General features: G+C 70.4%; 22 protein-coding genes. 5 read left to right on the forward strand and 17 right to left on the reverse strand.

Annotated elements, in window-relative coordinates:
* Positions 1-4: 4 nt before the first annotated feature.
* A complete protein-coding gene (locus tag CBM2586_RS20950) occupies positions 5-916 on the forward strand; it encodes a DUF2950 domain-containing protein (protein ID WP_115665114.1) in 912 nt (303 codons plus the stop codon).
* Between the two features lie 44 nt (positions 917-960).
* Here CBM2586_RS20950 and CBM2586_RS20955 read toward each other — a convergent pair whose 3' ends face one another.
* The 4 genes from CBM2586_RS20955 to CBM2586_RS20970 form a co-directional block, all read right to left on the reverse strand.
* A complete protein-coding gene (locus CBM2586_RS20955; RefSeq protein WP_115689564.1) occupies positions 961-2061 on the reverse strand; it encodes a CaiB/BaiF CoA transferase family protein in 1101 nt (366 codons plus the stop codon).
* Positions 2062-2142: 81 nt separating this feature from the next.
* Positions 2143-3135 (reverse strand): tripartite tricarboxylate transporter substrate binding protein, encoded by a 993-nt coding sequence (locus CBM2586_RS20960; protein ID WP_115665112.1) that lies wholly within the window; start codon positions 3133-3135, stop codon positions 2143-2145.
* Between the two features lie 77 nt (positions 3136-3212).
* Positions 3213-4394, reverse strand: a complete 1182-nt coding sequence (locus CBM2586_RS20965) for an acyl-CoA dehydrogenase family protein (protein ID WP_115689566.1) — start codon at positions 4392-4394, stop codon at positions 3213-3215.
* 27 nt (positions 4395-4421) lie between these two features.
* Positions 4422-5975 carry an AMP-binding protein gene (locus CBM2586_RS20970; RefSeq protein ID WP_115689568.1) on the reverse strand — a complete coding sequence of 518 codons (1554 nt, stop codon included), beginning with the start codon at positions 5973-5975 and terminating at the stop codon, positions 4422-4424.
* A 133-nt stretch (positions 5976-6108) separates the two neighbouring features.
* Between CBM2586_RS20970 and CBM2586_RS20975 the strand changes: the two genes are divergently transcribed.
* Positions 6109-7002, forward strand: coding sequence for a LysR family transcriptional regulator (locus CBM2586_RS20975; protein WP_115665109.1), 894 nt, complete (start codon positions 6109-6111; stop codon positions 7000-7002).
* A gap of 10 nt (positions 7003-7012) precedes the next feature.
* Here the strand turns inward: CBM2586_RS20975 and CBM2586_RS20980 are convergent, their stop codons facing one another.
* The 4 genes from CBM2586_RS20980 to CBM2586_RS20995 all read right to left on the reverse strand — a co-directional run bounded on the left by CBM2586_RS20980 (position 7013) and on the right by CBM2586_RS20995 (position 11247).
* Positions 7013-8008 carry a Bug family tripartite tricarboxylate transporter substrate binding protein gene (locus CBM2586_RS20980; protein ID WP_115665108.1) on the reverse strand — a complete coding sequence of 332 codons (996 nt, stop codon included), beginning with the start codon at positions 8006-8008 and terminating at the stop codon, positions 7013-7015.
* Positions 8009-8070: 62 nt separating this feature from the next.
* On the reverse strand, positions 8071-9237 hold the full coding sequence (locus CBM2586_RS20985; RefSeq protein ID WP_115689570.1) for an acyl-CoA dehydrogenase family protein: 1167 nt from the start codon (positions 9235-9237) through the stop codon (positions 8071-8073).
* 13 nt (positions 9238-9250) lie between these two features.
* Positions 9251-10465, reverse strand: a complete 1215-nt coding sequence (locus CBM2586_RS20990) for a CaiB/BaiF CoA transferase family protein (RefSeq protein WP_115665106.1) — start codon at positions 10463-10465, stop codon at positions 9251-9253.
* Between the two features lie 11 nt (positions 10466-10476).
* Positions 10477-11247, reverse strand: a complete 771-nt coding sequence (locus CBM2586_RS20995) for an enoyl-CoA hydratase/isomerase family protein (protein ID WP_115689572.1) — start codon at positions 11245-11247, stop codon at positions 10477-10479.
* Positions 11248-11393: 146 nt separating this feature from the next.
* Between CBM2586_RS20995 and CBM2586_RS21000 the strand changes: the two genes are divergently transcribed.
* On the forward strand, positions 11394-12191 hold the full coding sequence (locus CBM2586_RS21000) for an IclR family transcriptional regulator (RefSeq protein WP_240987983.1): 798 nt from the start codon (positions 11394-11396) through the stop codon (positions 12189-12191).
* 5 nt (positions 12192-12196) lie between these two features.
* Here the strand turns inward: CBM2586_RS21000 and CBM2586_RS21005 are convergent, their stop codons facing one another.
* The 3 genes from CBM2586_RS21005 to flhC form a co-directional block, all read right to left on the reverse strand.
* Positions 12197-13075 carry a lipid A biosynthesis lauroyl acyltransferase gene (locus CBM2586_RS21005; RefSeq protein WP_115665103.1) on the reverse strand — a complete coding sequence of 293 codons (879 nt, stop codon included), beginning with the start codon at positions 13073-13075 and terminating at the stop codon, positions 12197-12199.
* Between the two features lie 431 nt (positions 13076-13506).
* Complete coding sequence (locus CBM2586_RS21010) at positions 13507-13887, reverse strand: hypothetical protein (RefSeq protein WP_115665102.1); 381 nt, start codon at positions 13885-13887, stop codon at positions 13507-13509.
* Between the two features lie 111 nt (positions 13888-13998).
* Positions 13999-14598: a flagellar transcriptional regulator FlhC gene (gene flhC, locus CBM2586_RS21015; protein WP_115665101.1), complete on the reverse strand. Its 600-nt coding sequence runs from the start codon at positions 14596-14598 to the stop codon at positions 13999-14001.
* Between the two features lie 302 nt (positions 14599-14900).
* Between flhC and CBM2586_RS21020 the strand changes: the two genes are divergently transcribed.
* Together CBM2586_RS21020 and CBM2586_RS21025 are read left to right on the forward strand one after the other, a co-directional pair.
* Positions 14901-15104, forward strand: coding sequence for a hypothetical protein (locus CBM2586_RS21020; RefSeq protein WP_115665100.1), 204 nt, complete (start codon positions 14901-14903; stop codon positions 15102-15104).
* Between the two features lie 184 nt (positions 15105-15288).
* A complete protein-coding gene (locus CBM2586_RS21025) occupies positions 15289-16095 on the forward strand; it encodes a BON domain-containing protein (RefSeq protein WP_115689576.1) in 807 nt (268 codons plus the stop codon).
* Between the two features lie 7 nt (positions 16096-16102).
* On the opposite strand, the gene CBM2586_RS21030 is transcribed toward CBM2586_RS21025, so the two are convergent.
* From CBM2586_RS21030 to CBM2586_RS21055, 6 genes are all read right to left on the reverse strand, one after another.
* Positions 16103-16453, reverse strand: coding sequence for an SDR family NAD(P)-dependent oxidoreductase (locus CBM2586_RS21030; protein ID WP_240987984.1), 351 nt, complete (start codon positions 16451-16453; stop codon positions 16103-16105).
* Between the two features lie 55 nt (positions 16454-16508).
* Positions 16509-16781, reverse strand: coding sequence for a hypothetical protein (locus CBM2586_RS21035; RefSeq protein ID WP_115665098.1), 273 nt, complete (start codon positions 16779-16781; stop codon positions 16509-16511).
* 86 nt (positions 16782-16867) lie between these two features.
* Positions 16868-17359, reverse strand: a complete 492-nt coding sequence (locus tag CBM2586_RS21040) for a flavodoxin family protein (RefSeq protein WP_115689578.1) — start codon at positions 17357-17359, stop codon at positions 16868-16870.
* 235 nt (positions 17360-17594) lie between these two features.
* Positions 17595-18617, reverse strand: coding sequence for a Bug family tripartite tricarboxylate transporter substrate binding protein (locus CBM2586_RS21045; RefSeq protein WP_115689580.1), 1023 nt, complete (start codon positions 18615-18617; stop codon positions 17595-17597).
* A 66-nt stretch (positions 18618-18683) separates the two neighbouring features.
* Complete coding sequence (locus tag CBM2586_RS21050; RefSeq protein WP_115689581.1) at positions 18684-19664, reverse strand: Bug family tripartite tricarboxylate transporter substrate binding protein; 981 nt, start codon at positions 19662-19664, stop codon at positions 18684-18686.
* Complete coding sequence (locus CBM2586_RS21055) at positions 19661-20977, reverse strand: DUF1254 domain-containing protein (protein ID WP_115689583.1); 1317 nt, start codon at positions 20975-20977, stop codon at positions 19661-19663. The genes CBM2586_RS21050 and CBM2586_RS21055 overlap by 4 nt, the downstream gene beginning before the upstream one ends.
* Positions 20978-20989: the final 12 nt, after the last annotated feature.

A 20989-nucleotide genomic window follows, 5' to 3' on the forward strand; every position in this document is an offset into this window, starting at 1 on the left:
CGATATGCAGCGCACGCAACCATCGGGCCTGACGTGGCCCTGCCGCAAGGCGTTGTCCCTGGTCGGGGTGCTGCTCGCCCTGGCGGCGGCGCCGGCTTTGGCGCAGAAGAATTTCGCTACGCCCGAGGCGGCAATGAACGCGTTCGGCGAAGCAGTCGCCACCAGCGACGACGCTGCCATGAAGTCCTTGCTCGGCGCCCGCTATAACGACCTGATCCCGCCGGTCGGCGCCGAGATCCGCTACCGGTTCCTGGAGGCGTGGCACCAGTCGCACTCGATTCGCGCCGACGGCCCCGACCGCGCGCGCATTGCCGCGGGCAAAGACGGCTGGACCATGCCGGTTCCGCTGGTAAAGACCGCGAAAGGCTGGCATTTCGATACGCGTGCCGGCGTCGAGGAAATGCGTTTGCGCCGCATCGGCCGCAACGAACTGTCGGTGATGCAGACCCTGCTGGCGGTGCGCGACGCGCAGTACGAGTATGCGCAGCTGATGCGCCAGGACCGCGGCGTGACGGCCTACGCATCGAAGCTGGTCAGCTCGCCCGGCAAGAACGACGGCCTGTACTGGCCAACCAAGCCGGGCGAGCCGGAAAGTCCGCTCGGGCCCGCTTTTCTCAGCGCCGAGCAGCGCAGCACGCCGGGCGGGGGCTACCATGGCTATCGCTATCGGCTGCTGACGTCGCAGGGTTCGCATGCGCCCGGCGGCAAGTATGACTACGTCGTCGACGGCAAGCTCTTTGGCGGGTTTGCCGTGATCGCGTGGCCGCTGCGGTACGGCGATACCGGCGTCAAGAGCTTCATGGTGAGCCACGACGGCCGCGTCTACGAGCGCGACCTGGGCCCCGACAGCGCGGCGAGGGCCGGCGCGATCCGGTCGTTCGACCCCGGCCCGGGGTGGACCGAGGTCAAGCCTTGACGCCGGCGCACCGGCAGGTGGACCGATGACGCCTTGGCCCGCCGTTACCGTGGATTGTGTTCCCCCACCTCGGCCACGAAATCCTCCCCCTGCGGCAACCCCAATGAAAACCTGACCGGAAAATCCACCGCGATCCCGCCTTCCGCGGGCATCCGCCGCACCATCTGCCGCGCCTGCACATGCGGGTCTTCAAACAGCGCCCTGGCCCCGAGCACCGGCGAGAACGGGATATCCAGCGGGGCGAAGAAGATCTCCCAGTCGGCAAGGTCGCGGGTGCGGAACACCGCCGCCATCAGGTCATTGACTTCGAGCTTGTGCCCGGCGCGTCCGGCGCGCGTGGCAAAGCGCGGATCGCGCAGCGCCGGGAATGCGTCGCCCAGCGCTTCGCACAGGTTGATCCAGAACTTGTTCTCCAGGATGCCCATCGCCAGGTGGCGGCCGTCGCGGGTTTCGAAGAGGTCGTTCTCCGGCATCACGGTCGGCGCTGCCTGTGGCGACTCCTCGTGCTCTCGCGCCGCCCATGCGCCATGCGCGGTCCACGACAGGATCGCGTCATGGATCGAGACATCCAGATGCTGCCCCCGCCCGTGCTGGCGCGCGCTCATGATGGCGACGGCCAGCGACAACGCCGCGTAGCCTGAGGCCGCATAGTCCGAGACCCGCACGCGCGGGCGCGAGACCGCATCGTGCACCTGCACCGGCGTGGCCCAGTACCCCGCCAGCGCCAGGTAGTTCAGGTCATGCCCGGCGTGGCTGGCGTACGGCCCGGTCTGGCCGAAGCCCGAGACCGAACACAGCACGATGGCCGGATTGACCGCCGCCAGCGCGTCATAGCCCAATCCCAGCCGCGCCATCACGCCCGGGCGGAAGCCTTCGACCACGGCGTCGGCATTGCGCACCAGATCCAGGAACGCCGCGCGGCCTGCGTCGGTCTTCAGGTCCAGCGCCACCGAGCGCTTGCCGCGGTTGAACTGCGCATACACATGCGCGCCCAGCTGGCGCGCGGTGTCGCCGCTGCCGGGCTGCTCGACCTTGATCACATCCGCGCCCAACTGGCGCAGCAGGCTGCAGGCGTGCGGACCGGGCAGCAACTGGCTGACGTCGAGGATGGTGACGTCCTTCAGGCAAGACCATGCTGGCTTCATGCGGAACCTCTGGGGAAAGGGAGAAAACACAAGCGCCGCACGCGCGGGGCGGCGTGCGGCGCAGGGAGCGGGGCGGTTGTATCAGCCCAGGTCGCCGGTCATGCCGATCGACTTCATCAGGTCGCCATAGCGCGCGTTGTCGCTGGCCACCATGGTGCCGAACTGCGCCGGCGAGGCACTGCGGCGCAGCTCGCCGGCATTGGCCTTGAGCTGGGCGTCGAACACGCCGGCGGTCTGCAGCGCGCGTACCGCGGCGTGGAGCTTCTGCGCCAGCTCGGGCGGGAAGTTGGCCGGCGCGAACAGGCCGCTCCAGTTGTCGATGACAAAGCCTGGCGGCAGTGCTTCGGCCATGGTCGGCACGTCGGGGAAGTAGGGCGAACGGGCGGCGGCGGTGACCGCCAGCACCCGGACCTGGTTGTTGCGCACATACTGCGTCGCGGTGCCCAGCACCGGCATGCCGAACTGGGTCTGTCCGGTCAGCATCGAGGTGATGATTTCCGGCGCGCCCTTGTAGGGAATGTGGACCGCGTCGCAGCCGGTCTGGTGCAGCATGGTCTCCACCGCCAGGTGGGCGATGCTGCCCTTGCCACCGGAGCCGTAGTTGAACTTGCCCGGCTCCTTCTTCATCGCCGCGACCAGTTCGGCCGCGCTCTTGTAGGGCGAGGACACCGGCACCACCAGCGCCGACGGCCCGCCCGACAACGCCGTGATCGGGGTGAAGTCATGGGTCGGGTCGTACGGCATCTTGCGGTACATGTGCACGTTGATGACGTGCGAGTTGGCCAGGATGCCCAGCGTGTAGCCATCGGGCGCGGCGCGTCGCAGCGCGCCGGCGCCGATGATGCCGCCGGCGCCCGGCATGTTCTCGACCACCAGCGGCTGGCCGAGCTTCTTGCCAAGTTCCGCCGACAGCGTGCGGGCCGTGCTGTCGGGGGTGCTGCCGGCGATAAACGGCACGATCAGCCGGATCGGGCGGTTGGGGTAGGTCGATGCGGCGCTGGCGGCGCGGGCCGGCAGCAGCAGGCTGCCCAGCGCGGCGGCGCCGGCGGTGGCAAGCCAGTTTCGGCGGTTCATGCTTGGTCTCCGTGGTCTTGTCGTATGGTGCTGTGGCCGGGATCCGGATGCCGGCGGCGACCGCGCCGCCGGCACGGTCAGGCCTTCTGCTGCAGCGGTTCCAGGATAGCCCGCGCGATGGTGTTGCGCTGGATCTCGCTGGTGCCGGTGAAGATGCGGAACATGCGCAGCTTGCGGAAGGTCTGCTCGACCGGATGGCCGCGCGTGACGCCGACATTGCCGTGGATCTGCACGGCCTTGTCCGCCACCTCGAAGCAGCGCTCCGAGACAAAGAGCTTGCACGCCGCGGCCTTCATGCGCAGGTCGGCGCCGGCGTCGGCCAGCGCCGCGGTGTGCGCGATCATGCTTTCGCAGGCCCACAGCGCCGCCGCCATGTCGGCCAGCATATGCTGGATCGCCTGGAAGCGCGCGATCGGTCCGCCGAACTGGCGGCGCTGGCCGGCATACTCCACCGACGACTCAAAGGCCCGCGTGGCCAGCCCGAGCATGCTGGGGCAGTGCAGCAGGCGGTTCACGTTGATGCGCGACATGCCCAGCCTGAAGCCGTTGCCTTCGCCGCCGAAGATGTTGGCGCGCGGCACGCGCACGTTGTCGAAGCGGATGTCGCCGTCGATATGCTGGCCGGACATCGGCACGTACTCGTTGGTGACGGTCACGCCGGGCAGGTCCAGATCGACCAGCACCGCGGTGATTGCCGGCGGCGTGGCGCTGGCATCGGTCACGCACATGACGATGGCGAAGTCGGCGAACGGCGCGCCGCTGATGTAGTGCTTGCCGCCGTTGATCACCAGCTCATCGCCGTCGGCGATGGCCGAGGTCCTGATGCTTTGCGCATCGGAGCCGGAATGCGTTTCCGTGAGCGCGAAGCAGGTCGATTTCTCGCCGCGGATCACCGGCTTGAAATACCGCTCGAGCTGCTCCGGGGTCGCGTATTTCAGCATGTTGCCCACGCGCGGCGGGCCGCCCAGGTCGCCCAGCACGTGCGCGGCCAGGGTCGAGCCGCTGGCGGCCAGGTCGGCCTTGAGTGCGCATTGCTCCTGGATGTTCAGGCCCTTGCCGCCGAGCGCGGTGGGCAGGCAGGCGGCGTAGAAGCCCAGCTCGCTGGAGCGGCGCCAGACCTGGCGCAGGGTCTCGCGCGGCCACGGGTCCTCGGAACCCAGGCCGAGTTCCCGTTCGAGCGGGCGCAGCTCCTCATCGATAAAGCGGCGGATGCCGGCGCGGGTTTCCAGCAGGACGGGGTTGGTCAGGTGATCGAACATGGCGGTTTCCTCGGTGCGCTTGCGGGCTCAGTTGACGCGGCGTCCGACGCCTTGCCAGTAGCGTTCGCGCACGATCTTGCGGGCCAGCTTGCCGCTGGCGTTCTTGGGCAGCTCGGCGACGAAGTCGACCGAGCGCGGCGACTTGTAGTCGGCGATGCGCTCGCGGCAGTGCGCGATCAGCTGCTGAGCGGTGGTCTCGCGCCCGGGGCGCAGCGTGACCACGGCCTTGACGCTTTCGCCCCAGGTGTCGTCGGGCACGCTGATGACGCAGGCCTCCAGCACGTCGGGATGCTGGTATAGCGTGGCCTCGACCTCGGTCGGGTAGACGTTGAAGCCGCCGGAGATGATCATGTCCTTCTTGCGGTCGACCAGGTACAGGTAGCCGGCCTCGTCCACGCGCGCCATGTCGCCGGTATGCAGCCAGCCGTCGACCAGGGTCTCGCGCGTCAGCGCGGGTTCGTTCCAGTAGCCATGGAACACGTCTTCGCCGCGGATCACCAGTTCGCCGATCTCGCCCAGGGCCACTTCCTTGCCGTGCTCGTCGACCACGCGCACTTCGGTCTCGCCCAGCGCGCGGCCGCACGAGGCCAGGCGCTCGGGATGGTTGGCGATGGCCTCGGCATGGTCGCTGGTGGACAGCCGCGTGACGCCGGAGGTCGATTCGCTGGCGCCATAGCCCTGCGACAGGATCGGGCCGATGCGCTCCCAGGCCTCGCGGATGCGAGCCGGCGCCATCGGCGCGGCGCCGTAGGCCAGCGTCTTCAGGCTCGACAGGTCGGCCTGCGCCAGCGTGGGCTCGGCCAGCAGCATGTTGATCATGGCCGGCACCATGAACACATGGGTGATGCGCAGGCGCGCGACTTCGGCGAGGAAGTGCGCCGGCTCGAATTTCTCGAACAGCACCAGCGTCGCGCCCACGTACAGGTAAGGCTGCATCAGCATGCCGGAGGCGTGCGTGACCGGGCCGATCAGCGCCAGCCGGTCGCCGGGGCGGGCGGGGCGGTCCATGCCGGACACCACCTTGCGCAGCGCCGCGATGCGGTTGCCGTAGCTCTGCATGGCGGCCTTGATCTTGCCGGTGGAGCCCGACGAGAAATGCAGCACGGCCAGGTCGTCGGCCGCCGGGGTGATGTCGGGCGCGGTGGTGCCGGCATTGGCCAGCAGCGCCTCGTATTCGACATAGCCGGCGGGCGCCGCGCCGATGGCGATAAAGGTCTCGATGCTGCCGAAGCCGGCCGTGGCCCGGTCGTAGCCGGTATAGCCCGGGCCGGCGATCAGCACGCGCGGAGTGCAGTTCTCGACCACGTCGCTGGCCTCGGCCGCGGTGAAGCGCGGGTTGAGCGCGGCCTTGACCAGGCCGGCCTTGTACAGCGCGCATTCCAGTTCCACCAGCTCCGGCCGGTTGCGCGACTGCACCGCGACGCGGTCGCCCGGACGCAGGCCCAGCGCCAGCAGCGCATTGGCCAGCCGCGTCGAGCGTTGGTCCAGCTGGCGATAGGTCACCACCTGGTCCTGGTAGAGGATGGCGGGCTGGTCGCCCCAGTAGCGCGCGGCGCGGCGCAGGAAATACGCGAAACCCATGCTGTCTCCGTGAAGGCTGAGTGATATTGCCGCACGCTCGGTGGTGTGCTGGTGCGCTGTAGTCTGTAAGATGGCGGGCATCACCACAATGACGCGATGGCTATAAAGCCATAACCGTCGGGAATGTGAGGCAATGGAGACGCGGGATATCGAGTACATCCTCGCCGTGGCGGCGCACGGTGGCATCGGCCGGGCCGCCGAGGCGCTGGGCATCAGCCAGCCGGCGCTGACCAAGGCGGTGCAACGGGTGGAAACGCAGGCGGGGCTGCCGTTGTTCGAGCGCACCGCCAACGGCATGGCCGCCACCTATGCCGGCACCCGCTTCCTCGAGCGCGCGCAGCGCATCCAGCTGGAGTACCAGGACGGCATCAAGGAGATGCTGGGCATCCGCACCGGCGAGCAGGGCATCCTGCGCGTCGGCTATTCACCGTCGATCCCGGGCGACGTGGTCCTCGGTGCGTGCCAGCAGCTGGTGCGCGAGCGCCCGGTGGCGCGGCTGCGCCTGCGCCGCCGGCTCGCGCGCGACCTGCTGGACCTGCTCGCGGCCGGGGAGCTGGACATGGCGGTGGCGCCCACGCCGTCCGGCGCGCTGGCGGACACCTTCGCGGTGCAGCCGCTGTTCGACGACCGGCTGGTGGTGGTGGCCGACCAGGGCCACGCGCTGCTGCGGCGGCGCAAGCTGCGGCTGGCCGACCTCGCCGACCAGGAATGGCTGCTGCCGGAGCGGCATATCACGCTGCGCCAGCAGGTCGACGCGGCGTTCCGCCAGCGCGGGCTGCCGGAGCCGCAGCCGCGCATCGAGATCGACTTCGGCAGCAGCTCGCTGTTCGCGCTGATGCAGGGCACGCAGATGCTGAGCATTGCCAACGCCGGCGGCGAGGCCATGCAGCGCGGCCTGCGCGTGCTGCCGCTGGGCATGGAGGAACTGGACCTGCGCCGGCGCATCGGCGTGGTTACGCGCGCCGGCGCCTACCTGTCGCCGCTGGCGCAGCGCCTGACGGGGCTGCTGCGCGAGCATAGCGGCTAGCGCGGCGCGCCTACTGCAGCGGAATCCTCGCCACGGCCGCGAGCCGCTTCCAGCGCTCGATCTCGTCCTTCTGGTACTGCCGCATCTCGGCCGGCGACGACAGGATCAGCCTGGTCGACTGGCGTGTGTAGTACTCGCGCACATCCGCGGCATTGCCCGCCTGCGTGAACAGGTCCTGCAGCCGTTTCACCACCGCCGGCGGCGTCCTCGCCGAGACCGCTGCCGCGACCCAGTTGTAGGCGAGGAAGTCCGGCAGGCCGGCCTCGGCGATGGAGGGCACGTCGGGCAGCAGCGGCGAGCGCTGCGGCGCGGTGTACGCCAGCGCGCGCACCTTGCCGCTGCGCGCCAGCTCGATCGCGCCGGTGGCGTCGACCACGGCGAAATCGACATTGGCCGCCAACACGCCATTGATGGCATCGCCGGCCCCCTTGTACGGCACCGCCGTGGTCTTGATGCGGGCCAGTTCGTTGAGCCATTCCGAATACAGCGTGTACGAGATCGAGCCCGAGCCGTAGTTCAGCGCGCCCGGACGCTTGCGCGCGTCGTCCAGCAGTTCGGCCAGCGTGCGGTAGGGCGAGCCGGCCGGCACGATGATCACGCACGGGCCGCGCGACAGCAGCGTGATCGGGGCAAAGTCGGTGAGCGGGTCATACGGCAGCTTGCGGAAGGTGGCGGCATTGGTCGACAGCGTGGAATTGCTGCCGATAAAGACGGTGTAGCCGTCGGCCGGCGCGTTCAGCGCGGTCTGCACGCCGATAAAGCCGTTGCCGCCAGGCTTGTTTTCGACCACCACGCCCTGTCCGGTCAGCTCGCCGATCTTCTTGGCGAACATGCGCGCGGTGGTGTCGGTGCCGCTGCCCGAAGGGAACGGCACGATGAAGCGCAGCGGCCGCGACGGGAAGGCGTCGGCCTCGGCGGCATGCGCCGGCGTGGCAGCGCCCAGCAGCGCCAGCGCGGCCGGAAAAAGTCCGAGGAAGCGGCGGCGGGAACGTAAAGCCTGTTGCATGGTGGTCTCCTGACGGTGGAATGCCCGGCGTGTCTCCGCCGGTGCAAGGGATCGATGCGGGCCTAACGGCGCAGGCCGAGCAGGTCGCGCGCGACGACCCAGCGGTGCACTTCGCTGGGTCCTTCGTAGATGCGCATCAGCCGGGTCTCGTTGGCCATCTGCTGCAGTGGCAGCTCCTTGGTCATGCCCATCGCGCCGAAGGTCTGCATGGCGTGGTCGATCACGTCCCAGGCCATTTCGGTGGCGAACACCTTGATCATCGACACCTGCGTGCGGGCTTCTTCTCCGGCGTCGATGCGGCTCGCGGCTTCGTAGGTCATCAGGCGGCAGGCGTGGATGCGCGTGGCGGCGTCGGCCACCCACCACTGGATCGCCTGGCGCTGCGCCAGCGGCGCGCCGAAGGTCTGCCGCTGCGGCGCGTATTCGCAGATCATGTCGAGCGCGCGCTGGGCGCGCCCGACGCACCACGCCGCCATCTGCACCCGGCGCGTCGACAGCCGCGCCTGCATCGGCGCGAAGCCCTGGCCTTCGGTGCCCAGCAACTGCGTGGCGGGAACGCGGCAGTCTTCCAGCACCACTTCATAGGTGGAATGGCCGCCGATCATCGGGATACGGCGCTCCACGCGCAGGCCGGGCGTGCCGCGCTCGACGATAAAGGCGGAGATGCCGCCGCGCGCGCCGCGGGCCTTGTCGGTCACGGCCATGACGATGGTCCAGTCGGCGCGCGCCGCGCGGCTGATCCAGATCTTGCGGCCGTTCAACACCCAGTGCTCGCCATCGCGTTCGGCGCGGGTGGTCATCATGGCCGGGTCGCCGCCGGCGCCGGGCTCGGAAATGGCAATGGCCGATACGGTCTCGCCGCGCGCGTACGGGTCCAGGTAGCGCTCACGCTGGGCGTCGTTTGCGGTCAGCATCAGCATGCGCAGATTGGGCGAGTCCGGCGGCAGGTCGTAGGGCGTGATGGTCTTGCCGAGTTCTTCGTTGACGCCGACCATCGCCACCGCGGGCAGGTCGGCGCCGCCCATTTCGGCTGGAGCATCCAGCCCCCACAGGCCAAGCTCGCGCGACAGGCCGTCGAGGCGCGCGTGTTCTTCCGGCAGCAGCGCGTGCTGTCCGCCCCCGGCCTCGCGGGCCAGCACCGCAGGTTCCAGCGGGATCAGCTGCTCGCGCACGAAGCGCGCGACCAGGTCCTTGAGCATGCGGTGTTCTTCATCGAGCTGGAAATTCATGCGTGTCTCCTTGTTATTCCCGGGCGCCGGCGGGTGCGCCGGCATGCGTGGCGGGCCGGGTGATGCCGGCTTCCCGCAGTACCTCCGCGGTGTGTTCGCCAAGCGCCGGCGCATGCCGGCGCAATGACAGCGGCGTGGCCGAAAAGCGCGCGGCCGGGCGCACTTCGCGCAAGGGGCCTTCGGTCGGGTGCTGCGTTTGCTGGAACAGGCCGACGGCGCGCAGGTGCGGGTGATCGACCAGCGCATCGAGCCCGTAGATCGGCGTGGCGGGAATGTCGAGCGCTTCGAACAGCGCCATCCATTCGCCGGTGCTGCGCGCCGGCGTCAGTTCGGCGAGATGGCCGTACAGCGCGCGGATATTGGCATTGCGCTGCGCACGGTCGCCGACTTCATAGCGGTCGGCAAGGTCGTCGCGGCCGACCGCACGGAAGAAGGCATGCCAGTGGCGCTCGGTATAGGGCAGCGCGCAGATCCAGCCATCGCGGGTCGGCGCGGGGCGCCGACCGCCCTGCAGCAGGCGCGCGTAGCCGGCGCCAGCCGGGGGCGGATCGAAGGTCAGGCCGCCCAGGTGCTCGGTCATCACGAAGGCGGCCATGGTTTCGAGCATCGGCACCTCCACCATCTGGCCCACGCCGTGGCGCTCGCGGTACAGCAGCGCGGCCAGCACGGCATTGGCCAGCGCCAGCCCGGTGGTCTTGTCGGCGAGCAGGCTGGGCACGTACTCCGGGCGCCCGCCGTTGCCGGCGCCCAGCGCGACCAGTCCGCAGCCGGCCTGGATGATGTCGTCGAAGGCCGGCTTGTCGCGGTGCGGGCCGTCCTGGCCGAAGCCGGTGGCCATGCAGTAGACGATGCGCGGGTTGAGGCGCGCCACCTCGGCATAGCCGAAGCCGAGCCGCTCGATTGCCGCGACTCGCATGTTATGCACCAGCACGTCGGCGCCGGCGATCAGGCTGCGCAGCGCCGCCGCGCCCTCGGCGGTTTTCAGGTCGAGCACGACCGAGCGCTTGTTGCGGTTCAGCGCCAGGTAGATCGAACTCATGCCGGCGTGCTGCGACACGCCATTGGCGCGCATCAGGTCGCCCTCGGGGCCTTCGACCTTGATCACGTCGGCGCCGAAGTCGGCCAGCACCTGCGTCGCCAGCGGGCCGAGCACGACCGCGGTCAGGTCCAGCACGCGGATGCCGTCGAGCGGGCCTGCCGGCGCCGCGCCATGGTCTGCTTCATTCATCGGTGCCTCCTTCAGCGGCGCTGGAACACAGGGGCGCGGCGCCCTGCCATGGCGGCGACGCCCTCGCGGAAATCCTCGCTGCGGAACTGGCCGCGCTGGATCGCCAGCTCGCGCTGGTTGACCTCGGCAATGCGGTCGGCCAGCCCCTCGCGCAGCGTGGCGCGCGTGGTTTCCACCGCCAGCGGGGCGGAGGCGGCGATCTCCTGCGCCAGCGCCATGGCGCTGGCGTCGACTTCGTCCCTGGCCACCAGTTGGTCGGCCAGGCCGATGCCGGCCGCTTCGGTCCCGGTGATGCGCCGGCCGGTGTAGAACAGCAGCGCTGCCTGCTGCTCGCCCACCAGGCGCGGCAGCGTCAGGCTCAGGCCGAAGCCGGGATGGAAGCCAAGCCGGTTGAAGTTGGCGCTGAAACGCGCCTCGGCGCAGGTCACGCGGAAATCCGCCATCAGCGCCAGCCCGAGCCCCGCGCCGATGGCGGCGCCCGCCACCGCGGCGACGATGGGCTTGCGGTTGCGGTACAGCTTCATCGCATGGGTGTAGAAGGCGGCGGGGTCGCTGGCGACTTCGCCCTGGCCGCTGCCGCTGAAGTCGGCGCCGGCGCAGAACGCGCCGACGCCCGAGGCCAGCACGATGGCGCGGCAGTGGTGGTCGTGGTCCAGCGCCAGCAGGGTCTCGGCGAGGCGCCGCATTACCTCGGCATCGACAAAGTTATGTGGCGGGCGGGACAGCACCACGCGCGCGACGTGGCCGTCGCGGGTGACGTGGATCTCGGCAGCGGATGACATGCGGGGGGCTCCTCTGTGGTCGGCCGGCTCGGGGCCGTGTGCCCACAGTATTCGCGCCGCGCCGCCGCGCCGCTATACTCGAATTTCACTCACTGAAATTGACGGCGATGCCTGACGCCATTCCGCCGCAGGGATCCACGCGCAGCGTGACTCATCGGACCGGCCGCTTTACCCGGGACACCGCGGGCAGCCAGTCGCTCGAGCGCGGGCTGGTGCTGCTGCGTGCCTTCCGCGTCGGCACCACCAGCCTGACCAATGCGGAACTGGCCGCGCGCACCGGCCTGCCGCGTCCGACCGTGAGCCGGCTGACGCGCTCGCTGGTCGATGCCGGCTTCCTGCGCTACGACGTCAACGAACGCGCCTACCGGCTGGCGCCGGTGGTGCTGAGCCTGGCCGATGCATTCCACCAGTCCAGCCGCGCGCCGGAGATAGCGCTGCCGCTGATGCGCAAGGTGGCCGAGGCGGGCAAGGTCAATGTGGGGCTGGCCGTCGGCGACCAGCTGGAGATGGTGTACCTGGCGTCGATCCGGCACAGCCGCGACAGCGTGTCGCGCACGCGCCGCGTGGTGCCGGGCTCGCGCGTGCCGATGGAGCTGACGGCGATCGGCCTGTCATGGCTGGCGGCGCAGCCGGAGGAGGTGCGCCGGGATCTGCTGGCAGGCATCGCCGCGCGGCAGGGGGCGGCCTGGCCCGGCATGCGCGCGGGCGTGCTGCGCGGCATCGCGCAGGCCCAGCGCCACGGCCATTGCACCGCGGCCTACCAGCCGGGGCATCTGCTGGCAGTGGGCGCGGCTTTCTCGGGCCCGGACCAGCAGCTGTACGGGCTCAACATCAGCTATCCGTTCAACGAGGCCGAGCGCCGCCGCGACCATGCGCGCCATGCCGCGCAACTGGAGCGCCTGGTCGCTGACATCCAGCAAGCGTGGCGGCGCGCCGCCGGCTAGCGGCGTCAGTACACCGGCGGCATGCCTTCCGGCCGGTTCTTGAAGCGCCGGTGGATCCAGTAATACTGCTCCGGCATGGTGGCGATCTGGGTTTCGAGGAAGGCGTTCATGCGGCGCGAGTCCTCCTCGACGCTGCCGGACGGAAAGCCTTCGAGCGGCTCGAACACGCGCAGCCGGTAGCCGCGGTAGTCGGGCAGCACTTCGGTGGTGAACGGCACCACGCGCGCGCCGGTCATGCTGGCCAGGCGCGAGGCCGAGGTCAGCGTGCACGCCGGCACGCCGAAAAACGGCACGAACACCGAATCGTTGATGCCGAAATCCATGTCCGCGGCCAGCATCACCGGGCAGCCGGCGCGCAGCGTGCGCACCACCTGCTTGCCGCTGCCGTTGCGCGGAATCATCTCGGCGCCGAAGCGCCCGCGCTGCGTGCGCGCAATCTGCTCCAGCAGCGGGCTGGACATGCGCGTGTACAGCGACGCCACCGGATGGCGCATCGAATAGAACATGCAGCCGGCCTCGATGCCGACGAAATGAAAGCCCATGAAGATGGTCGGATGTTCCGCGCATGAGGCCAGGTCGATGCGCGAATCCAGTTCGACCAGCTTGCCCAGCCGCTCGGCGTTGCCGAACCATTGCACGCCGCGCTCCAGGTAGCTGCGCAACACGTGGCCGAAGTGGTCACGCGCCAGCCGCTCGCGCTCGCCCGGATCCATGTCCGGGAAGCACAGCGCCAGGTTGGTCTGGACGATGCGCCGGCGGCGGCTGGGGATGCGGTACAGCAACTTGCCGAGGGCGTCGCCCAGGCGGGCGGTCACGCCGTAGGGCAAGGCGGCAAAGAGCTTGAAGGCTGCAATGGCGAGCGCAGCCTGGAGCTGGTGCGTCATGAAGATCCTGGGGGCGGCAGCGCGGTCGGGACGGACCCGGGGGCAGGCGGCTGCGCGGCAATGGTTGGGCGCCACGCGGGTGGCGAGCGGCGGGCGCGGCAAGGCGCGAAGAGCAAGGGGCCGGCTCCCGGCACACGCCGGCGCCTGCTGCGCACCGTGTGCGCGTCGGGATGACAAAGCCGGGGCGGAACGCCAGGGCCCCCTGCGGCCCGGTCAGGCTGACTGGGGTGTGCTATACGCCGCTTCGCAGCTTTGTGCCGAGGGCGCACTGTAGCACGATGCCCCGGGACCCCGGAATGGCGGTTACGACCGGTATCAAAGCAGCAACAGCTGCCGTCTGCGCAGCGCCCGGCGCAGGACAGCGAGGATGGTGACGATAAGGTGGCCTGGCAGCAAACATGGGCCCGGGCGCCGCGCCGGGCGCGCTGCCGTCAGCGTTGCCTCAGCTCGCCGAGGTAATAGTTGACCTCGGCCAGCAGCGCCGTATGGAATTCGGCCGGCAGCACGTGGTCGTCGGTCAGCGACAGCAACTGGTCGATGCGCTGCCGGAACTGCCGCTGGGCGCTGGCGCGCGCATCGGGCGGCAGCGCCACGGCCATGGCGCACAGCATTTCGCGCATCACCAGCAGCCGGGCGCCGTACTGGATCATGGCGTCGCCCTGGGTCTTGAGGTTCTGCGCAAGCTGTTCCGGCATGCCTTTGCGCGGCGCGCTGGGGCCGGACGGCGCCGGCGGCGGCTCGGCGCGGTCCTTGCCGCTGGTCTGGGGCGCGGGTGTGCCCAGCATCTTGCCGAGCATGGGGATCTTGAACATGGGCGAGGCTCCGGGAGCGCCGGCGGCGGCGGGGTCGGTGCATCCATCATGGAAGGGTGCGCGTCGCCGGACTGTGCGCCAGCAGACCATGGCGCCGGGGCGCACGAGCCTTCATGCGCCGGCGGGGGCGGGCCTGCGGCCCTTGCCCGCGCGCGCCGGCGGCAGGCACAGGCCGCAGATGTAACGCTGGCGCGCATCGTCGGCGCACACCACGAACTCGCCGCGGCAGCACCGGCAGCGCGCCAGCCGCAGCATGCCGCGCTCATAGAACCGGACCAGCATCCAGGCGCGGGTAAAACTGAGCTGGGCGGCCTCGCCGGTCGCGCACAGATGCTCCCGATACATGCGGAAGCCGGACAGGGTGGCATGGATGCCGTCCAGGTGGCCGGCACGGATCATGAAGCGGTAGGCGCCGAGCAGCATCGAGGCATGGGCGTTGGGACGCCAGGCCAGGAACCAGTCGGTCGAGAACGGCAGCATCCCCTTGGGCGGCGAGGCCCCGCAAAGCTCCTTGTACAGGCGGCTCAGCCGCTCGCGCGGCAGCGACACTTCCGCTTCCAGCACTTGCAGGCGCGCGCCCATGCCGATCATCTCGATCGCGAGCCGGGTTTGCTCCATGTCGTGCAGCACGCTCTTGCGGGCCGGTGCGGGCAACGGGCGGGACGTTGCCGCAGCTGGGCCGCCGACGGCGGCGACAGGGTGTGTGTCCATGGTCTCCTCCCGCGGGGACTGTCACGGTGCGGCGCTGTCCGCCTGCGCGCGTCCGGCCTGGCGTGATGGAGGACGATTCTTCGATCGTAGCCCGCTTATATCCGTGATTCTTGTCAACAATCGCAATTCCACGATCGACGGCATCAATTTGCCCGGGTCCGTTGTTGGCGCAATTTGTCGGTGCCCGGCGCGCCAGCACGCCGGGCTGTAGGAGAAGCGCCCGCACGCTATCGGACAGACGCCGATTTAACGGTGCCGCCCATGGGCTACGCTGCAAGAACACCAATGACAGGGAGCAACCCATGGCTGCAAACTTCCTGATCAGGCAGACCGCGCAGGGCTGGGAACTGACGGTCGAAAGCGCGCGCAAGGGCCTGGTCCAATGCGACGACCGCGACGTCGCCGTCAACATCGGCATGGCCGCGGCCAAGCGGCGCGGGGTGGTGCTGATCGTGCACGAAGACGAGGACGATGCCCCGCGCGGGCTCGCTCCCCTGGCCGCCTGACGCGGCAACCCGGTTGCGTGACAACGGCGGGCCCCCTTTACCGGTGGCGCCCGCCTTTGCTTTGGTGCCGGGCGCGCGGCATGTGTGCCGGCCTCCGTGCCGGCCAATGGTATGGAACTTGCGCCCCGGTGACTGACTGCGCGGCCCGGGGGCCGCGCCGGAAGCTCAACCCTTGGAGACAACGATGCATCCGTTCCGAAATGAAGGCGGCGGCTCCTGGCGGCGCGAGGACCGCGACGCCGATGAATCCCCCCGCAATCGCGGCGACGACCCGCGCGGCTACGGCGAGGGGCGCTATGGCCAGCGCGGCGGTCCGGCGCGCGACTACGGCGAAGGCCGCTATGAGGGCCGCCAGCGGCACGACAGCGACGTGCGCGAGTCGGGCTACTACGGCGGCGGCTCCAGCCCGGCGCAGCGGGTCTGGGAATCGTCCGCCCGGCGCCCGCCATGGGAAGAGGACGAAGCCTGGCGCCGCGGCAGCGAGGTGCGCGACGAATGGGGCGACAGCCCCGGCAACGCGTCGCGGGGGATGCCGCGCGGGCGCGAGCGGGCCGGCCCCAAGGGCTACCAGCGCAGCGACGAGCGCATCCGCGAGGACATCTGCGAACGGCTCGCGCACGCGCGCCATGTCGATGTGCGCGAGGTCGAGGTCGAAGTGCAGGGCGGCGTGGTGCGCCTGACCGGCAACGTGCGCGACCGCCGCCAGAAGTACTGCATCGAGGACATCGTCGACGATGTCTTCGGCGTGCAGGAGATCCATAACGCGGTGCGCCTGGGCGCGCCGGGCGCCTTCGGCGTAGCGGGCATTACCGAAGGGGCGCAGTCCGGCGCGCAATCCGGCGGGCCTGGCCCGGGCCACGTCAGCGGCGTCAGCAGTTCCGGCAGCGCCACCGGGTCCACGGCCAGCAGCTATGGCGGCGGCATGGAAACCGGTAGCGGCGGTCCGGGCCAGGGCCGCGACAGCACCGGCGGCACCACGCGCATGGGTTGATGCCGAATTACGGCGCCGGCGGCTTGTCCGCCGGCGCTGCCGGGGCGCTCCTCGACGCCTCCTGCGGCTCCGCCATGCGGCGATGCTGCTCGGCCAGCACGTCGACGCGGCGGCTGCGCAGCGCTGCGCAGACCTGCTCGACGCCGTCGGGCGTGGACAGGTCCGCCAGCAGCGCTGTCCCCTCGGTGCCTTCGTCGCGCAGTTGCCGGGCGGCGATCTCGATCTGCGGTTCGTCGGCGGCAATCAGCACGTCATAGCCCCGGCGCACGCAGCAGCGCGCCAGTTCGTAGCCAATGCCGGAAGACGCGCCGGTCACCACCGCAAAGGGGCCGGCACGGCGATGCGCAGTGTCAGCCACCGGATCTCCTTGGGGTGGGCGTTTTTACTGTGGCCTTGTAAGGTTTAGCGACGCATCAGCCGACGCGCCGCCAGGTGCGCACGCCCATCCAGACGCCCAGCAGCGCCACCAGCGTGACCAGCACCGCCAGCGTCACCGCGGTGCCGGGGGCAAGCCCGCCGAACCAGGCATAGGCATCGGAACGCCGCCACAGCGCCCAGGCCAGGGTGGCGGTGGCGACCACCAGCGCGGTCTGCGTCAGCGCATCGACCACGCGCATGACGCCGCGCGCGGTGCCGGCAAGGGGATCGCGCCGGGCTTCTGAAGCGGTGATTTCGGGGTCTTCCATGGCGGGGGCCGCAAAGGGAATGCGTGGGACGTGCAAGTCCCGTTCCCGCTCGTTTCTTGCCCACGCCGCCGATGGCCGGGCGTGCTTCAGAACACCCCCAGCCCCAGCCCGGCCGCCAGCCCCTCGCCCAGCTCGGCACAACGCGCCAGCTCGGGCGCTTCGATCTGCTTGGGGGCGAGGATGCGCTCGGGCGTCTGCGCATGCGTGCACACGATCAGCCCGGGCGCGACGCGGTTCAGGCGCCACCCGGTGGCGATGCGCTCGAGCTGGCGCAGCGCATTCTGGCCATCGCTGCCCGCGCAGATCATGGCAGCGTAGGGCCGGCCGTTGATGCGGTCCAGCGCGGAGTAATAGCAGCGGTCGAAGAAGTCCTTCATCATGCCCGCGATCGCCGCCAGGTTCTCCGGGGTGGCGAACATGTAGCCGTCGGCGGCCAGCACATCGTCGGGGCCGGCCTCGGCAGCGGTCTTGAGCACCACCGTGACGCCGGGCTGCCGGCGCGCCGCGTCGGCCGCGGCCGCGGCCATCTGGCGCGTGCCGCCGGTCATGGTGTGGTAGACGATCAGCAGCGTTTTCATCGTGCGGGGGAAGGGTGCGTCCGTCTGACGCACGCGGTCGACTGTATCACGGCAGCTTCACCGGGTCGCGCACCGGCCACTCGCCATCGTGGCGCGCTCGGGCACGCCCGCGGGCGTGATCAGCAAGGTCAACGCCGACCAGCCGATACGGCTGTGGCCGGCGACCAGCCGGAAGTCATCATCAAGACGCCGAAGACGCTGGACTACGCCACCGTGGCGTAGCCAGCAGTTGGCGTCAGTCTAGCGTCACGCCGGTATCCGCGGTCAGCTTCAGCACTACCGGCAGGTAGGCCTTGTAGGCGGCTTCCGCCTGCGCCGGGGTGGTGCCGAGCGGCTCCGCGCCCAAGTCCGCGATGCGCCGCCGCATGTCGGCGCTGGCGACCAGGCTGGCGGTCTCGCGGCCGAGGCGGTCGACGATGTCCTGCGGGGTCTTCGCTGGTGCCATCAGCGTGATGGGCCCGGTCAGCCGGAACGGCTCGTCGGCGTAGCCGGCTTCGGTGAACGTCGGCACCTCCGGCAGCGCCTGCGCGCGCCGGGTGCCGGTGACCGCCAGCGGACGCAGCTTGCCGGTGGCGAAATGCTGCTTGAGTGCCGTCACCGAGCCCACCGTCACGTTGACCTGGCCGGCCAGCAGGTCGGTCACCATCGGCCCTTCGCCGCGGTAGGGCACGTGCAGCATGTCGACCTGGTATTGCCTGGCGAAGTAAGTCTGGATGGTATGGGGCTGCGTGCCCGCGCCCCATGAGCCCATGCGCAGCTTGCCCGGCGCGGCCCCGGCATAGGCCAGCAGCTCGGCGACGGTCCTGGCCGGCACGCTGCTGTTGACGGCGAGCACGGTGCGCGCGGTGGCAATGTCGGAGACCGCGCGCAGGTCGGTGCGGGGATCGTAGGGCAGCTTCTTGTACAGCGCCAGGTTGGAAGTGATCGGACCGGGAATGGTCATCAGCAGGGTGTAGCCATCCGGCGCCGCCTTGGCGACATAGTCGGTGCCGATGATGCCGCCGGCGCCGCCCTTGTTCTCGACCACCACGGTCTTGCCCAGCTGGCGAGACAGGCCGTCGCCGACGGCGCGCGCCAGGGTGTCGGTGAGGCCGCCCGGCGGATAGGCGACGATCAGGTGGATGGGCTTGGCCGGGTAGGCGCCCTGCGCCGGCGCGGCAACCGGCGCGACGGCCAGCGCCGCGACGCCGAGCCAGGGCAGCGCGCCACGCGGCAGCGCGGCGCGCAGCCACGGCGAAAAACGGGCAATGGTCTTCATGATGGCGTGGTCTCCTGTTTATGCGATGTCACGGTGTGCCTGGCGCGCACGCTGTGCGCCGATGCGCTAGTCCAGCTTGATGCCGCGCGCCTGGATCAGCTGGCCCCACTTGCCGATCTCCTGGTCGATGAAGGCCGAGAACGCGCTGCCGCGCTCGGGGTGCGGCTCCAGGCCCAGGCCAAGCAGCTTGTTGCGGGTCTGCGCATCGGCCAGCACGGCCGACGCTTCGCGGTTCAGCCGCTCGGTGATGGCGGGCGGCGTGCCGGCTGGCGCCACCATGCCGAACCAGCCATAGCCGACCATGCCCGCATAGCCCTGCTCGGCGAACGTGGGCGCATCGGGATAGACCGGCGTGCGCTGCTCCGAGGCCACCGCCAGCACGCGCAGCTTGCCGGCCTTGATAAAGGGCAGCGCCGAGGTGATGGCGGTCAGCGTGGCGTCGGCGCGGCCCGCCAGCAGTTCGGTGTAGGCGGTGGCGTCGCCGCGGTAGTGGACGCTCAGCAGCTTGAACCTGCCGACCTGACCGAACAGTTCGGCGGTCAGGTGCGGGCCCGAGCCGGCGCCGGGCGAGGCCACCGTGACGCCGTCGGGCTTTTCCCTGGCCATGCGCACGAAGTCGGCGACGCTGCGCGCCGGCGAGCTGGCATTGACGATCAGGAAGATCGGCCCCAGCACGCGCGGTCCCACCGCGACGAAGTCCTTGTGCACGTCGTAGCGCTGGGCGATGCCGGCGGCGGTGTTGATGGCGAAGGGCGCCGCCGCCCACAGCAGCGTGTAGCCGTCCGGCGCGGCATGCGCCACGTGCTCGGTGGCCAGGCGCGTGCCGGCGCCGGGCTTGTTCTCGACCACCACGTGCTGGCCGAGCTTGCTGCCCAGCGCGTCGGCGAGGATGCGCGCCGAGATGTCGTTGGAGCCGCCGGCGCCGTAGGGCGACACCAGCTTGACCGGACGCGACGGATACGCCTGTGCCTGCGCCTGGCCGGCCAGGCTCAGCAGGGCCACGCCGGCAGTCAGCACGGCCCGGGCAAAGGCAACGGTTGGTTTCATGATGGTTCCTCGAGGCGGCGGATGGCGGGGTAGCGGAAGGTGCGTTGCAGGTGCGCCGTGCCGGGGACGTACAGGCGCAACGCCACGTAGAACGGTTCGGCTGGCGCCGGCAGCCAGTTGCCGGTATCGGCCGCGTGCGCCGGCGCGCGCGCGCCCAGCACGATGCGCAGGCTGCCATCGGCCGCGGCGCGCAGGCCCGGCGAGCGGTCGCCCAGCGAATAGCGCTGCAGCGGATTCTGCGCCAGCATGCAATCCGCCTTGCGGTACAGGGTCAGCGACCAGAACGCGCCCACCTGCGGCAGCCCGTGCGCGGGGAACACCAGTTCGTACTGGTGCGTGCCGTCCAGCGGCAGGCCGTCGGCATCGCAATCGGCCATCAGGTACATGGCTTCCTCGATGCCCAGCGCGCCGATGTAGTTGCGCGCCACCTCGGCGCGCAGCGCGTAGTGCGAGCCGAACGAGGTGCGGATTTCCACCGGCACGGACCAGCCGCCGCCCAGCGCGGAAGCCCTGGGCGCGGCCAGTTCGGCATCGACCTGCGCCAGCGCGGCTGCCAGCGCGGTGCGCTGGGCTGGTGTCAGCGGCGTCGCGCCGCCGATGCCGGCGGCGGCGAAGCTGCGCACCAGCTCCACCTCGGCCGCGGGCGGCGGGTTCTCGGCCAGCATGCGCCCGACGACGGCGGCGTAGCGGTCGGGATCGGCCGGCCGCTCGCCGGCGAGCATGCCGGCGTCGATCACGCTCGCGGCGGCGGTGCCGTCGGGCCGGCGCAGGCGGATGCCGTCCTGCAAGGCATGCGCACCGGCCAGGTCGGCTTCGCCGTCGGCCAGGATGCGGCCGATGATCCAGACCGCATCGGTGGGGCAGGGCAGCGGCGTGGCGCCGGCCGGCACTTCGCCGCGCCAGGCCGGCCCGTGCAGCAGCCAGGTGCCGCCTTGCGTGCCGGTGGTGCGGGTGCCGATGTAGCCGAACGGATTGGTATAGGCGTCGAGCAGCCCGAGCACGTAGTAGCGGCCGTGGCAGTCCGGCACGTCCAGCAGCAGCGGGCCGCGTGACAGGTCGAGCCAGGCGTTGGTGTAAAGCGTGTCGTTGTTGGGCGTGACGACCTGCCGGTGCTGCGGACCGAGCAGCGCGCGCACATGGGTGACGGTGTTGATCCAGCGCAGCGTGGAATCGGGGCCGTCGCCGGCAAAGGCGCCGGCGCTGTCGCGGCGCGGGCAGGTGGCGGCGCGCATGCGCGCCATTTCGTACAGCGGCAGCGTGTAGCGCACCGCGTCGCGGGCGAGCGTGTCCAGTGAGATGTCCCGGGTTGCCATGGGCGCGCTCCT

The organism is Cupriavidus taiwanensis, assembly GCF_900250115.1.
In the GTDB taxonomy this organism is placed as follows: Bacteria; Pseudomonadota; Gammaproteobacteria; order Burkholderiales; family Burkholderiaceae; genus Cupriavidus; species Cupriavidus taiwanensis_B.

What these genes read in the sequence shown, in the direction of transcription:
- CBM2586_RS20950 (WP_115665114.1), top strand. Translation starts at nt 5, where the DNA reads ATGCAGCGCACGCAACCATCGGGCCTGACGTGGCCCTGCCGCAAGGCG.
- CBM2586_RS20955 (WP_115689564.1), bottom strand. Translation starts at nt 2,061, where the DNA reads ATGAAGCCAGCATGGTCTTGCCTGAAGGACGTCACCATCCTCGACGTC.
- CBM2586_RS20960 (WP_115665112.1), bottom strand. Translation starts at nt 3,135, where the DNA reads ATGAACCGCCGAAACTGGCTTGCCACCGCCGGCGCCGCCGCGCTGGGC.
- CBM2586_RS20965 (WP_115689566.1), bottom strand. Translation starts at nt 4,394, where the DNA reads ATGTTCGATCACCTGACCAACCCCGTCCTGCTGGAAACCCGCGCCGGC.
- CBM2586_RS20970 (WP_115689568.1), bottom strand. Translation starts at nt 5,975, where the DNA reads ATGGGTTTCGCGTATTTCCTGCGCCGCGCCGCGCGCTACTGGGGCGAC.
- CBM2586_RS20975 (WP_115665109.1), top strand. Translation starts at nt 6,109, where the DNA reads ATGGAGACGCGGGATATCGAGTACATCCTCGCCGTGGCGGCGCACGGT.
- CBM2586_RS20980 (WP_115665108.1), bottom strand. Translation starts at nt 8,008, where the DNA reads ATGCAACAGGCTTTACGTTCCCGCCGCCGCTTCCTCGGACTTTTTCCG.
- CBM2586_RS20985 (WP_115689570.1), bottom strand. Translation starts at nt 9,237, where the DNA reads ATGAATTTCCAGCTCGATGAAGAACACCGCATGCTCAAGGACCTGGTC.
- CBM2586_RS20990 (WP_115665106.1), bottom strand. Translation starts at nt 10,465, where the DNA reads ATGAATGAAGCAGACCATGGCGCGGCGCCGGCAGGCCCGCTCGACGGC.
- CBM2586_RS20995 (WP_115689572.1), bottom strand. Translation starts at nt 11,247, where the DNA reads ATGTCATCCGCTGCCGAGATCCACGTCACCCGCGACGGCCACGTCGCG.
- CBM2586_RS21005 (WP_115665103.1), bottom strand. Translation starts at nt 13,075, where the DNA reads ATGACGCACCAGCTCCAGGCTGCGCTCGCCATTGCAGCCTTCAAGCTC.
- CBM2586_RS21010 (WP_115665102.1), bottom strand. Translation starts at nt 13,887, where the DNA reads ATGTTCAAGATCCCCATGCTCGGCAAGATGCTGGGCACACCCGCGCCC.
- flhC (WP_115665101.1), bottom strand. Translation starts at nt 14,598, where the DNA reads ATGGACACACACCCTGTCGCCGCCGTCGGCGGCCCAGCTGCGGCAACG.
- CBM2586_RS21020 (WP_115665100.1), top strand. Translation starts at nt 14,901, where the DNA reads ATGGCTGCAAACTTCCTGATCAGGCAGACCGCGCAGGGCTGGGAACTG.
- CBM2586_RS21025 (WP_115689576.1), top strand. Translation starts at nt 15,289, where the DNA reads ATGCATCCGTTCCGAAATGAAGGCGGCGGCTCCTGGCGGCGCGAGGAC.
- CBM2586_RS21035 (WP_115665098.1), bottom strand. Translation starts at nt 16,781, where the DNA reads ATGGAAGACCCCGAAATCACCGCTTCAGAAGCCCGGCGCGATCCCCTT.
- CBM2586_RS21040 (WP_115689578.1), bottom strand. Translation starts at nt 17,359, where the DNA reads ATGAAAACGCTGCTGATCGTCTACCACACCATGACCGGCGGCACGCGC.
- CBM2586_RS21045 (WP_115689580.1), bottom strand. Translation starts at nt 18,617, where the DNA reads ATGAAGACCATTGCCCGTTTTTCGCCGTGGCTGCGCGCCGCGCTGCCG.
- CBM2586_RS21050 (WP_115689581.1), bottom strand. Translation starts at nt 19,664, where the DNA reads ATGAAACCAACCGTTGCCTTTGCCCGGGCCGTGCTGACTGCCGGCGTG.
- CBM2586_RS21055 (WP_115689583.1), bottom strand. Translation starts at nt 20,977, where the DNA reads ATGGCAACCCGGGACATCTCACTGGACACGCTCGCCCGCGACGCGGTG.